15 protein-coding genes are annotated in these 12,755 nt (G+C 48.0%); 14 read left to right on the top strand and 1 reads right to left on the bottom strand.

Going from position 1 to position 12,755, the window contains the following annotated elements; translation table 11 throughout:
* From cmk to BN1938_RS20920, 9 genes are all read left to right on the top strand, one after another.
* Entirely contained in the window at positions 1 to 657 is a 657-nt protein-coding gene (gene cmk, locus BN1938_RS20960) for a (d)CMP kinase (protein WP_050642357.1), read from the top strand.
* Positions 658 to 752: 95 nt separating this feature from the next.
* Positions 753 to 1,613, top strand: a complete 861-nt coding sequence (gene ispH / locus BN1938_RS20955) for a 4-hydroxy-3-methylbut-2-enyl diphosphate reductase (RefSeq protein WP_050642356.1) — start codon at positions 753 to 755, stop codon at positions 1,611 to 1,613.
* Positions 1,594 to 2,676, top strand: a complete 1,083-nt coding sequence (gene rpsA, locus BN1938_RS20950) for a 30S ribosomal protein S1 (protein ID WP_025657531.1) — start codon at positions 1,594 to 1,596, stop codon at positions 2,674 to 2,676. The genes ispH and rpsA overlap by 20 nt, the downstream gene beginning before the upstream one ends.
* Before the next feature lie 311 nt (positions 2,677 to 2,987).
* Positions 2,988 to 4,307, top strand: coding sequence for an electron transport complex subunit RsxC (gene rsxC / locus BN1938_RS20945; protein WP_050642355.1), 1,320 nt, complete (start codon positions 2,988 to 2,990; stop codon positions 4,305 to 4,307).
* A 17-nt stretch (positions 4,308 to 4,324) separates the two neighbouring features.
* Entirely contained in the window at positions 4,325 to 5,257 is a 933-nt protein-coding gene (locus BN1938_RS20940) for an RnfABCDGE type electron transport complex subunit D (protein WP_025657529.1), read from the top strand.
* Entirely contained in the window at positions 5,257 to 5,871 is a 615-nt protein-coding gene (locus BN1938_RS20935; RefSeq protein ID WP_050642354.1) for an RnfABCDGE type electron transport complex subunit G, read from the top strand. The genes BN1938_RS20940 and BN1938_RS20935 overlap by 1 nt, the downstream gene beginning before the upstream one ends.
* The gene (locus tag BN1938_RS20930) at positions 5,864 to 6,598 is read left to right on the top strand and encodes an RnfABCDGE type electron transport complex subunit E (protein ID WP_050642353.1); all 735 of its coding nucleotides are present in this window, start codon (positions 5,864 to 5,866) and stop codon (positions 6,596 to 6,598) included. Before BN1938_RS20935 ends, BN1938_RS20930 begins: the two co-directional genes overlap by 8 nt.
* A 12-nt stretch (positions 6,599 to 6,610) precedes the next feature.
* Positions 6,611 to 7,186, top strand: coding sequence for an electron transport complex protein RnfA (locus BN1938_RS20925; protein WP_050642352.1), 576 nt, complete (start codon positions 6,611 to 6,613; stop codon positions 7,184 to 7,186).
* A gap of 12 nt (positions 7,187 to 7,198) precedes the next feature.
* Complete coding sequence (locus BN1938_RS20920; protein WP_050642351.1) at positions 7,199 to 8,014, top strand: RnfABCDGE type electron transport complex subunit B; 816 nt, start codon at positions 7,199 to 7,201, stop codon at positions 8,012 to 8,014.
* 257 nt (positions 8,015 to 8,271) lie between these two features.
* Here the strand turns inward: BN1938_RS20920 and BN1938_RS20910 are convergent, their stop codons facing one another.
* On the bottom strand, positions 8,272 to 9,258 hold the full coding sequence (locus BN1938_RS20910) for an FAD:protein FMN transferase (RefSeq protein ID WP_050642349.1): 987 nt from the start codon (positions 9,256 to 9,258) through the stop codon (positions 8,272 to 8,274).
* 157 nt (positions 9,259 to 9,415) lie between these two features.
* Between BN1938_RS20910 and BN1938_RS20905 the strand changes: the two genes are divergently transcribed.
* The 5 genes from BN1938_RS20905 (at position 9,416) to zapA (ending at position 12,714) form a co-directional block, all read left to right on the top strand.
* On the top strand, positions 9,416 to 9,772 hold the full coding sequence (locus tag BN1938_RS20905; RefSeq protein ID WP_050642348.1) for a NusG domain II-containing protein: 357 nt from the start codon (positions 9,416 to 9,418) through the stop codon (positions 9,770 to 9,772).
* Positions 9,773 to 9,807: 35 nt separating this feature from the next.
* Positions 9,808 to 10,302, top strand: a complete 495-nt coding sequence (locus tag BN1938_RS20900) for a Gx transporter family protein (protein WP_050642347.1) — start codon at positions 9,808 to 9,810, stop codon at positions 10,300 to 10,302.
* A 119-nt stretch (positions 10,303 to 10,421) separates the two neighbouring features.
* The gene (gene ruvA / locus BN1938_RS20895) at positions 10,422 to 11,024 is read left to right on the top strand and encodes a Holliday junction branch migration protein RuvA (protein ID WP_050642346.1); all 603 of its coding nucleotides are present in this window, start codon (positions 10,422 to 10,424) and stop codon (positions 11,022 to 11,024) included.
* 20 nt (positions 11,025 to 11,044) lie between these two features.
* Positions 11,045 to 12,043: a Holliday junction branch migration DNA helicase RuvB gene (gene ruvB / locus BN1938_RS20890; protein WP_050642345.1), complete on the top strand. Its 999-nt coding sequence runs from the start codon at positions 11,045 to 11,047 to the stop codon at positions 12,041 to 12,043.
* 260 nt (positions 12,044 to 12,303) lie between these two features.
* Complete coding sequence (zapA, locus tag BN1938_RS20885; protein WP_009004307.1) at positions 12,304 to 12,714, top strand: cell division protein ZapA; 411 nt, start codon at positions 12,304 to 12,306, stop codon at positions 12,712 to 12,714.
* Positions 12,715 to 12,755: the final 41 nt, after the last annotated feature.

The following is a 12,755-nucleotide window of genomic DNA, read 5'->3' as shown; positions in this document are numbered from 1 at the left end:
ATGGGATATAATGTGGCAATTGACGGTCCGGCAGGGGCAGGCAAGAGCACGATTGCAAAACTTGTAGCTAAGAAAAAAGGGTATATCTATGTGGATACCGGAGCGATGTACAGGGCACTTGCACTCTGTTTTCTGGACGCAGGCATTGCACCCGGGGAGACACAGCGGATGATCAGTGCGTGTGAGGATGCAGTTGTCAGTATCAGATACGAGAACGGAGTACAGCAGGTCTATTTAAATGGAAGAAACGTAACTTCCCGAATCAGGGAAGAAGCCGTTGGCAACATGGCCTCTGTGAGTTCTGCAGTCCCACAGGTGAGAGCGAAACTTCTCGAGCTGCAGAGGGAATTGGCTGAGAGGGAAGATGTGATTATGGATGGCCGTGATATCGGCACGAACATTCTGCCCCATGCTGATGTTAAGATATATCTGACCGCGAGCGTGGCCACAAGGGCAAAGAGACGGTATGATGAGCTCCGGGAAATGGGAGAAGAATGCGATTATGAAGAAATAGCCCGTGATATCCGGGAACGGGATGAAAGAGACATGAGCCGGGAGACGGCGCCGCTGAAAAAAGCAGAGGATGCTGTCCTGATCGACAGTTCTGAGATGACAATCGAGGAAGTGGCTGCAGAGATTATACAATACTGCAGATAACAGGAAGGCCAGCCGGTTTCTTTTATATTTTTGCGGGAAGTATATGGAAAAGAAGAACGGAACACAGACATATTTGGAAAAGGAGCAGAGAAAAGATGAAAATAGTACGGGCGAAAACGGCCGGATTCTGCTTCGGTGTGAAGCGGGCCGTGGAAACGGTATACAAAGAGCTTCAGGGGGAAGCGGGCAGTGGCCCTCGGATTTATACTTACGGTCCTATTATCCACAATGATGAAGTGGTTAAAGATATGGAGAAAAGAGGGGTGAAGGTGCTGCGGACAGAGGCGGAACTGGAATCTCTGACAGAGGGAACAGTCATTATACGCTCCCATGGCGTTCCGGAGTATATTTATAAAAAAATGGAAGAGCAGGGGCTTACGGTGATAGACGCAACCTGTCCCTTTGTCAAAAAAATTCATAATATTGTAAAACGCGAGAGCAGGGCGGGCAGCCACATTGTCATTATCGGTAATCCGGAACATCCTGAAGTGCAGGGAATCAGGGGCTGGTCGGGAGATCATGTGACAGTGGTGCAGAGTGAAAAGGATGCATCCGACTTTGTTCCAAATCCGGGAATGAAGGTCTGCATTGTGGCGCAGACGACATTTAATTACAATAAATTTCAAGATTTAGTTGAAATTATCTCCGAAAAGAGTTATGATGTAAGTGTTTTAAATACAATCTGCAGTGCAACAAAGGAGCGTCAGAATGAAGCGGGGAGTATTGCAGAAGAGGTGGATGCTATGATCGTGATTGGTGACAAACATAGTTCCAACACCCAGAAGTTATTTGAAATATGCCAGAAAGCATGTAAAGATACGTACTATATACAGACACTTGACGATTTGGATTTGAATCAATTAGGGTCAGTGGAAACAGTAGGTATTACAGCAGGGGCATCCACGCCCAACAATATAATTGAGGAGGTTCAAAATAATGTCAGAATTATCTTTTGAACAAATGTTAGACGAGTCATTTAAAACAATTCACAACGGAGAGGTAGTTGAGGGTACGGTCATTGACGTGAAGCCAGATGAGATTATCCTGAATATCGGATATAAGGCAGATGGTATCATTTCAAAGAATGAATATTCCAACGACCAGTCAATTGACCTTACGACTGTAATTTCAGTAGGGGATCCTATGACTGTGAAAGTTCTCAAAGTAAATGATGGCGAAGGACAGGTATTACTGACTTATAAGAGACTTGCTGCAGAGAAGGGGAATGAGAGACTGCGCGAAGCTTTCGAGAACAAAGAGGTTCTGAAGGCTACCGTTACTCAGATTCTTGGCGGTGGATTATGTGCAACAGTTGATGAAGCACGTGTATTCATACCGGCAAGCCTGGTATCTGATTCTTATGAGAAGGATTTAAGCAAATACGAAGGCCAGGAGATTGAGTTTGTGATCAGCGAATTCAATCCAAGAAGAAACCGCGTGATTGGTGATAGAAGACAGTTACTCGTGGCAGAGAGGGCAGAGAAGCAGAAAGAGCTGTTTGCGAAGCTGCGCGTTGGAGACACAATTGAAGGAACAGTTAAGAACGTAACAGATTTCGGTGCATTTATCGACCTTGGCGGAGTAGACGGATTGTTACATATTTCCGAGATGTCCTGGGGAAGAGTTGAGAATCCGAAGAAAGTATTCCAGGTTGGTGATGTTGTAAAGGTTCTGGTGAAAGATATTAACGACACAAAGGTTGCACTCAGCCTGAAGTTCCCGGAGACGAATCCGTGGGCACATGCGGCAGAGGATTTTGCCGTGGGTACGGTTATCAATGGAAGAGTAGCACGTATGACAGACTTTGGTGCGTTTGTGGAGCTTGCACCCGGCGTTGATGCACTTCTCCATGTTTCCCAGATTTCCAGGGCGCATGTTGAGAAACCTTCCGATGTTCTTTCGATCGGACAGGAGATTACAGCCAAGATCGTAGACCTGAATGAGACTGACAAAAAGATCAGCCTGAGCATGAAAGCACTGGAGCCGGATGCACAGGAAGCTGATGCAACAGAAGAGTAAAAATACCATATGTGCATGCGCAGCGGTATTTAGGGCAGGTACGGAAATGGTATTAGAAAAGGATAGAGGCTTAGGAAGTCTCTATCCTTCTTGTATAAGAATTTATAGCCGATATCGGTGTATGGGGTCAGGATTTCATTGTAAAAACAGGAATCCTGATCCCATTGAAGTTTATGATAAGTGTTAAAAAAACGTCAAAATATATGCGTTTTGAGTTTTTACAGACGGTAATTTGTTATATTTACTGGATTTTGCATACAATTTCTAGTACAATACAATTATTGCGAAAAAAGAAAGGAAGGTAGTAAAGAATGGGACTTTTAACTTTTAAGGGCGGAATCCATCCAAACGATGGAAAAAGTCTGGCAAAAGATCAGGCAATTGCTGAAGTACTGCCTAAAGGCGACTTGGTATATCCGCTTTCACAGCATATCGGTGCCCCTGCAAGTCCAATAGTTCAGAAGGGGGATCATGTGTTAAAGGGCCAGAAGATAGCTGAGGCCGGGGGATTTGTGTCGGCGCCGGTCTATGCATCTGTATCAGGCACAGTAAAAGGGTTAGAAAAGCATTTCAATCCTACGGGAAGCCTGGTCGATTGTATTGTGATTGTGAACGACGGAGAATACGAGGAAGCAGAGTGCAGCCCGGTGAAGCCGCTTGAGGAGCTGTCGAGAGAAGAGATCATCGGCATGATCGGAGAGGCGGGAATTGTCGGTATGGGCGGGGCCGGTTTTCCTACCAGAGTTAAGCTTTCACCAAAAGAGCCGGAGAAGATTGATTTTATTATAGCGAACTGTGCAGAATGCGAGCCTTACATCACCGCAGACTACCGCAGGATGCTGGAGAATACCGAAGAACTTGTGAGCGGTATGAGAATCGTTCTCTCTCTGTTTGATAATGCCAAGGGGATCTTTGGTGTAGAAGATAATAAGAAGGATTGTATAGAAAAGCTTAGAGAAGCGGTGAAAGATGAGCCGCGTATGGAAGTGAAGGTGCTTCAGACGAAGTATCCGCAGGGCGCGGAGCGCCAGCTGATCTACGCAGTTACGAAACGAGCTATCAACTCTTCTATGCTGCCTGCGGATGCGGGATGTATTGTGGATAATGTGGAGACGCTGATTGGCATACATTATGCGGTTGCCAAAGGGCGTCCTCTGACGGAACGTGTCGTGACAGTGAGCGGGGATGCGGTAACGAGTCCGGGGAACTTTCTCGTACAGCTCGGAACAAATCAACAGGAGCTTGTGGAAGCGGCGGGCGGTTTCAAGACAGAACCGCAGAAACTGATTTCAGGCGGCCCGATGATGGGATTCGCCATGATGACACTGGATACTCCCGTGACTAAGACGTCTTCTTCCATTCTTGCATTTACGGAAGATATTGTTGCCAAGTCCAAGACAACGGCCTGTATTAACTGTGGGCGGTGCGTAGAAGTATGCCCGAGCCGGATCATTCCCTCAAGGCTGGCGGATTATGCTGAACGGTTTGATGAAGAGACATTTACAGCGCAGAACGGACTGGAATGCGTGGAATGTGGTTCCTGCAGCTATGTTTGTCCGGCAAAGCGGCCGCTGAAACAATCCATAGGGTCAATGCGTAAGATTGCCCTGGCAAACAGAAAGAAAAAATAACAGAGAGGTGAATAAAAGTGAACGAGAATTATAACATATCATCTTCACCGCATATACGGGCGAAAGTAACCAGCGGCAATATTATGCTGATGGTTGTTATAGCGCTGCTGCCGGCTACAATCTTTGGGATTTATAATTTCAGACATGAAAATGCATGGCTCCTGGTGGTGGTAACTACAGTATCTGCGGTGCTGGCTGAATACATATATGAGAAGCTGATGCATAAGCCGATTACGATTAAAGACTGGAGCGCAGTTGTTACAGGATTGCTGCTCGCCCTGAACCTTCCGCCGACGCTTCCGCTGTGGATGGGCGCGCTTGGCTCCGTATTTGCAATTATCGTGGTGAAACAGCTGTTTGGAGGACTGGGACAGAACTTCATGAACCCGGCTTTGGGCGCAAGGTGTTTCCTGCTCATATCCTTTACCGGGCGCATGACTTATTTTGTTTATGACGGTGTGACCGGGGCGACTCCTCTTGCGGAGCTGAAAGCAGGGGAGACGGTGAATACCATGAATATGCTGATCGGAAATATCCGCGGGACAATCGGTGAGACTTCTGTTCTCGCGATCATGCTGGGCGCAATGTTCCTGCTTCTGATCGGGGTGATTGACCTGAGAATTCCGGGTACATATATCGTGACTTTTGTGATTTTTATTACTATTTTCGGCGGGCATGGCTTTGATCCACAGTATATTACGGCGCATCTGTGCGGGGGCGGCCTGATGCTGGGAGCCTGGTTCATGGCAACCGATTATGTGACCTCGCCCATTACAAAGCGGGGGCAGATCGTATATGGTATCTGTCTGGGCCTGCTGACCGGTCTGTTCCGGCTGTTTGGAGGTTCTGCAGAAGGGGTATCTTACGCGATTATCATCAGTAACCTTTTAGTGCCCCTTATTGAAAAGGTTACTCTTCCAAAACCATTTGGTAAAGGAGGAGAAAAATAATGAATAAAATTGTGAAGAACACTTTAATACTTACAGTGATTACACTGGTTGCAGGCATACTGCTGGGGCTTGTATATGAGGTGACAAAAGAGCCGATCGCAACGGCCCAGGAGAACGCCAAGCAGGAAGCGTACAAGACGGTTCTTGCGGATGCGGTTTCTTTTGAAGACTATACAGAGTTTGATGAGAGCGAGGCGGCCGCAGCCTTAAAAGAGGGTGGTTATGAGAGCGATGACATTACAGAAGTAGCCGTTGCATTAGACGAGAGCGGTGAAACAATGGGATATGTTGTTACGGTAACTTCACACGAAGGCTACGGCGGGGATATTAAGCTTTCTGTTGGTATTTTAAGTGATGGAACCGTTAAAGGAATTGAAACGCTTACAATTACTGAGACGGCCGGCCTTGGAATGAAAGCTGCGGAACCGGAATTCAAGGATCAGTTTAAGGATAAGCAGGTAGAAAAGTTCTCTTATACAAAGACCGGAGAAGAGGGCGACGATAAGATTGACGCTTTGAGCGGCGCAACGATTACGACCAATGCGGTGACCAATGCAGTTGACTCTGCCCTGGTATATTTTCAGAGTGTGTTAGGAGGTAGTGTCAATGAATAAGAATACGGAAAGACTGTATAATGGTCTGGTTAAAGAGAATCCTACCTTCGTATTAATGCTGGGAATGTGTCCCACGCTGGCGGTTACAACTTCGGCTATAAACGGGATTGGCATGGGCCTTTCCACGACTGTCGTGCTTGTGTTATCCAATATGCTGATATCCATGCTGCGGAAGATCATCCCGGATTCCGTCAGAATGCCGGCATTCATTGTTGTGGTGGCTTCTTTTGTAACAATGGTTCAGTTTTTGCTGGAAGGTTTTGTACCGAGCCTGTATGATTCTCTGGGGATTTACATTCCTCTGATAGTTGTTAACTGTATTATTCTGGGAAGAGCGGAGAGCTACGCTTCCAAAAATCCTGTGCTCCCATCCATATTTGACGGGATCGGAATGGGGCTTGGCTTTACTGTAGGCCTTACGGCGATTGGGATTGTGAGAGAGCTTGTCGGATCCGGAAAGATTTTTGATTACCAGATTCTGCCGGACTCTTATGAGCCTATTACTATCTTTATCCTGGCTCCGGGTGCTTTCTTCGTTCTGGCACTCTTAACGGCGCTTCAGAATAAGGTTAAGAAAAAAGCAGAAGCCAAGGGCGATCCGATCGCTGAAAAGATCGGATGCGGTTCGGGATGCGCCACATGCGGGAAGAAAGAAACCTGCGGCGGAAGTATGTTTATGGATGTGCGCCCGGAACCGGAAAAAGCAGGAAAGAATGGGAATGAATAGGAGGGGAATGAGATGAAAGAATTACTTTTAATTGCAGTTGGTGCTGCATTTGTGAACAACGTCGTGCTCAGTCAGTTTCTCGGGATCTGTCCGTTCCTCGGTGTATCTAAAAACGTAAAAACCGCAGGCGGCATGGGCGGCGCTGTTATTTTTGTCATAACAATTGCGTCGTTTGTCACAAGCCTGATCTACAAGTTCATTCTTGTACCGACACATTTTGAGTATTTGCAGACTATTGTGTTTATACTTGTCATAGCAGCATTAGTTCAGTTTGTAGAGATGTTCCTGAAAAAGGCAATGCCGCCGCTGTATAATTCACTGGGCGTCTATCTGCCGCTGATCACAACAAACTGTGCGGTGCTTGGCGTTGCACTGACAAATGTGACGAAGTCTTACAGCATTCTGGAAGGCGTCATCAATGGGGTGGCAACGGCCTTTGGGTTCCTTGTGTCAATCGTTCTTATGGCAGGAATCCGCGAGAAAATCGAACATAACGACATTTCAGAATCATTTCAGGGAACTCCGATTGTCCTGGTTACGGCCGGACTGATGGCAATTGCATTTTTCGGATTTTCAGGATTGATTTAGGAGGGAAGGAACATGAGTATATCAGGAATTTTAATAGCTGCGGCGATTGTCGGCGGAACCGGATTATTCATCGGCATCTTCCTGGGGATATCCGGAAAGAAGTTTGCCGTTGAAGTAGATGAGAGGGAAGAGGCGATCTTAGGCGTCCTTCCCGGCAATAACTGCGGAGGATGCGGTTTTGCCGGCTGTTCGGGCCTGGCTGCGGCCATTGTAAAAGGTGACGCAGAAGTCGGTGCATGTCCCGTCGGCGGATCACCGGTTGCAGCCCAGATCGGCGAGATTATGGGGGTTGCTGCGGGGGATCAGGAACGGCAGGTCGCATTTGTGAAGTGCGCCGGTACGTGCGAAAAAGCACAGGATCAGTATAAGTACCAGGGAATTGAAGACTGTATTATGGTAAATATGATGCAGGACGGCGGCCCAAAGGGATGTTCCTATGGGTGTCTGGGATTTGGAACCTGTGTAAAGGCATGCCCATTCGATGCAATCCATATTATTGATGGAATAGCCGTGGTAGATAAGGAAAAATGCAAGGCCTGCGGTAAGTGTATCGCAGCCTGCCCGAAACATCTGATCGAACTGATCCCATATGACCAAAAGACGTTTGTGCAGTGTAATTCTAACGCAAAAGGAAAGGCATTGATGGATGTCTGCCTGGTAGGCTGCATCGGATGCCGCCTGTGCGAGAAGAATTGTGAGACGAATGCGATCACGGTGACAAATTTCCTTGCCCATATCGATGCGTCCAAGTGTACTAACTGCGGCATATGTGCAGATAAATGTCCACGGAAAATAATTATACCCAGAAAGATACCGCTTACATCATAGTACATAATGGCGTAATGCCAGAAGCCGCTTAGAGAAATTGAACTACAAATACCTGGGATGGGTGTTATACTGCAGCGGCCTCAGAAAATGAAAATCAGCATAACGAAAACCAGCATAATGAACACCGACGGCAGCTCCGGAAATGCAGAGTGCATTTACGGAAGGGCTGCAGGGTTCCGGGATTACAGTCCCGGAAGTGGTTCTTATGCTGGCTTTTGCTATACCTATGGATGGATAGGGGAGCCTTGGGAATTCGGTTAATCTGCATAATGCAGCGTGTAGTCGTCGGTTACGAAGATGGCCCGGACATTGTCCAGCGATTCTATCAAGGCGGATCCCTTGTCCAGCCCGAGCCCGAAACAGGCCGTGCTCAGCGCATCACCGTCTACCGAGGAGTCAGAGATGATTGTGACCTGAAGAAGCTGGTTGCCGTAGGGATAGCCGGTGGCGGGATCCAGCAGGTGGTGATAGATTTTACCGTCTTTCTCAAAATACCTTTCATAGGTGCCGGAGGATACCACTGACTGGCCGTTGATTTCTACGGTCGTGATGGCCTCATTTGTCTCAGCGAAGGGCTTCTGGATTCCGATATGGAAGGGCTGCCCGTTATACCTGCCGCCGACTGCAACGATGTTGCCGCCGAGACTGATGAGTGCGTGCTCAATCCCCTGGTCCGTAAGGTATGCTTTTAACTTGTCTGCGATGAAACCTTTGGCGATACCGCCCAGGTCGATCGCAGCTTCAGGGTCTGTCAGGGTGACCGTATTTTTGTCCAGAATGACATTCTTATAGTTCACGTGGCTTCTGGCTTTCTCTATGGAATCCTGATCCGGGATATTTCCGGGATTATTTTTCACATCCCAAAGCTCACTCAAAGGGGCTATGGTGATATCAAACCGGCCGTCCGAGAGCCGTCCGTAATACAGTCCCTTTTCCAGCAGTTCGGCTGTTTCGGGATCCACTTCCACGGGAGCGCCCTGAGCGGCGTTGATTCTGGATACGTCACTTGTCTCAATGGTTCGGCTGAAAAGGTTTTCGTAACGGGTACACATTTCTTTGCAGTGCTCCAGTATGGATTCATCCGTGGTTCCCCAGACCTCCACGGATATAACAGTGTCAAAGTACATGCCGGTCATCTTGATCGAGCTGTCGGCACGGGAAACTTTGCTGCAGCCGGCAGCTGTAAGCAGGATGGCTGCGGTTAGAAGAAGTGAAAGGGTGCGTTTCAGCATGGCTTGTTTCATAGGATTCCTCTTTCGGATGTATTTAAGGGCCTGCCCTGCAGGACGGTTTCCTTATTTTTGTATTTGGATTATTATAACCATTTTCAGGAAGAATTACAATCGAACATGTGATTGCATTCTAAAAGTCGGTGTGCTATGATAGTGGCTGGAGGCGGATATGAAAAAAAATGATTTTTTATTAATCGGACTCATTTTACTCATCGCAGTTTCTGTGATGGGCTATCATTATCTGAAGAAAGACAGTGGCATGGGAAAAGCAGTGGTCCGGGTTGACGGCGAACTATTTGGGGAATATGATTTGTCAAAAGACCAGATCATAGATATACAGGGGACTAACACCCTCGAGATTCATGACGGTAAAGCCAGGATGTCCTCCGCAGACTGCCCGGATAAACTATGTGTGCATCAGAAGGCGGTTTCAAGAGATGGGGAGAGCATCATATGCCTGCCCAATAAGGTCGTAGTATCCATCGAAGGCGGGGAAGACCGTGAAATGGATGCGGTGGCAAAATAGTGGTGTCAGAGTCCAGGCGTACAGGAGGAAGAGGCATGAAGAACAGAGCTGCTTATTTTGGAGTATTTACGGCGCTTGCCCTTATATTCAGCTATGTGGAGATGCTGATTCCGATACAATTCGGGATTCCGGGGATTAAGCTGGGGCTGGCGAACCTGCTGATCGTAATCATGCTGTATAAGTGCGGTGCAAAAGAGGCTCTGCTGCTTTCCGTAGTCCGGATCGTGCTGGCGGGTTTCATATTTGGCAATATGTTCAGTATCATATACAGTCTGGCAGGGGGCGTTTTAAGCCTGGCGGTAATGACGGTATTAAAAAACAGGGGATCCTTCAGCGTGACAGGAGTCAGCATCGCCGGAGGCGTGTTTCATAATATCGGACAGCTTTTCATAGCGATGGTGGTCGTGGAGACATTTAAAGTTGGATATTATCTGCCTGTACTGTTGATTGCGGGCGTCATTACGGGAGCACTGATCGGGCTGATCTCGGGTGAAGTGCTCAAAAGGCTGAGAAACCTGACATTGATGTAAAAAAGGAAGACGTAGGAACCACTGCGCCGCCGCGAAAGCAGGCACAACTCTGCTGCAGATGTCAGGCACTTATTATGAAAATATTAATGCAATGCTTTACTATAGAAAAGGGGAAAACGATGATTTCATATATTCGCGGCGAACTTGCTGCTGTGGAGAAGGAAAAAGTAATAGTGGATGTGGGCGGTGTTGGATACGGCATTTATATGCCGGGACAGGCTATGGGGCTGCTGCCTCAGCCGGGAAATGAAGTAAAGATCCACACCTATCTGAACGTGCGGGAGGACGCGATGCAGCTGTTTGGCTTCCTGACCAGGGATGATCTGGAAGTTTTTAAGCTCGTGATCGGCGTCAGCGGAATCGGCCCCAAGGGCGGCCTGAGCATCCTATCCCAGCTGACACCGGATGACCTGCGTTTTGCGGTGCTGTCGGGAGATGTGAAGGCAATCTCAGCGGCGCCGGGAATCGGGAAGAAGACAGCGGAAAAGCTGATCATAGAGTTGAAGGATAAACTCAACATTGAAGATGTGCTTACGCATGCGGCGGACAGCAGCGCGGCCGCGGTTCCTGTCAATAACGGCGGAATCCAGTCCGAAGCGGTTCAGGCTCTGGTGGCACTGGGATATGGAAGCACGGAAAGCCTGCGCGCAGTCAAACAGGTGGAGCTGGACAATCCAACCGTGGAGGATGTGCTGAAGGAAGCCTTGAAAAAAATGCTTTAATTTCATGACAGAGGGAAAGTATGGGAAAACGAATCATAACAACGGAAAATCTGGAAGAGGATGTAAAGATCGAGAGCAGTCTGAGGCCGCAGCATCTGGAAGATTATATTGGGCAGGAAAAAGCAAAAGAAACGTTGAAAATCTACATAAAAGCGGCAAGGGAGAGGCAAGAGGCCCTGGATCATGTGCTGTTCTACGGCCCGCCCGGACTGGGCAAGACGACCCTGGCGGGGATTATTGCCAATGAAATGGGCGTGAATATAAAGATTACTTCGGGCCCTGCAATTGAAAAGCCGGGGGAGATGGCGGCTATTCTGAATAATCTGCAGGAGAATGACGTTCTGTTTGTGGATGAGATCCACCGGCTGAACCGGCAGGTGGAAGAAGTGCTGTATCCCGCCATGGAGGACTATGCGATCGATATCATGATCGGAAAAGGGGCAACGGCCCGTTCCATCCGGCTGGATCTGCCCAAGTTCACATTGGTTGGCGCAACAACCCGGGCGGGTATGCTGACGGCGCCCCTGCGGGACCGGTTCGGGGTTGTCAATCATCTGGAATTCTATACGGAGCAGGAGCTGAAGACGATTATCATGCGGTCTGCCCAGGTATTGGGTGTGGAGATCGACGGGAACGGAGCGTTGGAGCTGGCCAAGCGCTCCCGGGGGACCCCGAGGCTGGCAAACCGCCTTCTCAAGCGTGTGAGGGATTTTGCACAGGTGAAGTACGACGGAGTCATTACCGAAGCAGTGGCCAATTATGCCCTGGATCTGCTGGACGTGGACAAGTACGGGCTGGATCACATTGACAGGACCATCCTGCTGACGATGATCGAGAAGTTTCAGGGAGGCCCTGTGGGGCTGGACACGTTGTCTGCATCCATATCCGAAGATGCAGGGACGCTGGAAGACGTTTACGAACCGTACCTGTTGAAAAGTGGATTTATCCAGCGGACACCTAGGGGAAGGGTGGCGACGGATCTGGCTTACACGCACCTGGGAATCCCGCTTTCAGACTGAAAATTCTGCTTATTTCGGCCGATGAAATAGGAAATAACTTGAAAAAATGGTTGGTTTTTGTATTCATATAGTTTATAATAACAGGTAAGAAACGCGAGGAGGGTTACTGTTCACAGGCAAAGCCTGTAAACAGTAACGTCGTCTGCCCATTAAAAGCCGCCTTTGGCGAGGGGCAGGCTCATCGGCTGTTTTACGTTGTCGCTCCCAGTCTGTCAGCGTAGTGACAGGCTGGGGAGTGAACAGTAACTGAGGAGGATGCTATGAGTTCAGCAAAACATTTTACAGAAGTTTTAATTGGAGGAAAGGTCTACACATTAAGCGGATTTGAAGGCGAAGAATATCTTCAAAAAGTTTCTTCCTATCTGAACCATAAGATTACAGAATGTGCCAACAGCGAAGGGTTCCGTAAACAAAGCGCCGATACCCGGAACGTGCTCCTTGCCCTGAATATCGCAGACGACTATTTTAAGGCGAAAAAACAGGGTGATTCCCTTGAAAGTGATATTGAACTAAAAGACAAAGAGATGTACGACCTGAAGCACGAATTGATATCTGTTCAGATTAAGCTGGAGAACGCTGAGAAGGAACTGGCTAAGATGAAGGAAGAGAATAACGACCTGCAGATGCAGATTGTAAAATTAGAAACTGAGATGAAGAATCGCAGAAAATAAGAGTAGGCTGTCATTGGACAGCTTATTTCATTTATCCCAGG

The organism is Eubacterium sp. SB2 (assembly GCF_001244405.1).
In the GTDB taxonomy this organism is placed as follows: Bacteria; Bacillota; Clostridia; order Lachnospirales; family Lachnospiraceae; genus Faecalicatena; species Faecalicatena contortus_B.
Note: the sequence above shows the minus strand (reverse complement) of the source record. Positions and strands in the feature narration are given on the sequence as shown.

Bases quoted from the DNA above. Each gene is read 5' to 3' on its own strand.
- cmk (WP_050642357.1), top strand. From the start codon at position 1: ATGGGATATAATGTGGCAATTGACGGTCCGGCAGGGGCAGGCAAGAGC.
- ispH (WP_050642356.1), top strand. From the start codon at position 753: ATGAAAATAGTACGGGCGAAAACGGCCGGATTCTGCTTCGGTGTGAAG.
- rpsA (WP_025657531.1), top strand. From the start codon at position 1,594: ATGTCAGAATTATCTTTTGAACAAATGTTAGACGAGTCATTTAAAACA.
- rsxC (WP_050642355.1), top strand. From the start codon at position 2,988: ATGGGACTTTTAACTTTTAAGGGCGGAATCCATCCAAACGATGGAAAA.
- BN1938_RS20935 (WP_050642354.1), top strand. From the start codon at position 5,257: ATGAATAAAATTGTGAAGAACACTTTAATACTTACAGTGATTACACTG.
- BN1938_RS20930 (WP_050642353.1), top strand. From the start codon at position 5,864: ATGAATAAGAATACGGAAAGACTGTATAATGGTCTGGTTAAAGAGAAT.
- BN1938_RS20925 (WP_050642352.1), top strand. From the start codon at position 6,611: ATGAAAGAATTACTTTTAATTGCAGTTGGTGCTGCATTTGTGAACAAC.
- BN1938_RS20920 (WP_050642351.1), top strand. From the start codon at position 7,199: ATGAGTATATCAGGAATTTTAATAGCTGCGGCGATTGTCGGCGGAACC.
- BN1938_RS20910 (WP_050642349.1), bottom strand. From the start codon at position 9,258: ATGAAACAAGCCATGCTGAAACGCACCCTTTCACTTCTTCTAACCGCA.
- BN1938_RS20905 (WP_050642348.1), top strand. From the start codon at position 9,416: ATGAAAAAAAATGATTTTTTATTAATCGGACTCATTTTACTCATCGCA.
- BN1938_RS20900 (WP_050642347.1), top strand. From the start codon at position 9,808: ATGAAGAACAGAGCTGCTTATTTTGGAGTATTTACGGCGCTTGCCCTT.
- ruvA (WP_050642346.1), top strand. From the start codon at position 10,422: ATGATTTCATATATTCGCGGCGAACTTGCTGCTGTGGAGAAGGAAAAA.
- ruvB (WP_050642345.1), top strand. From the start codon at position 11,045: ATGGGAAAACGAATCATAACAACGGAAAATCTGGAAGAGGATGTAAAG.
- zapA (WP_009004307.1), top strand. From the start codon at position 12,304: ATGAGTTCAGCAAAACATTTTACAGAAGTTTTAATTGGAGGAAAGGTC.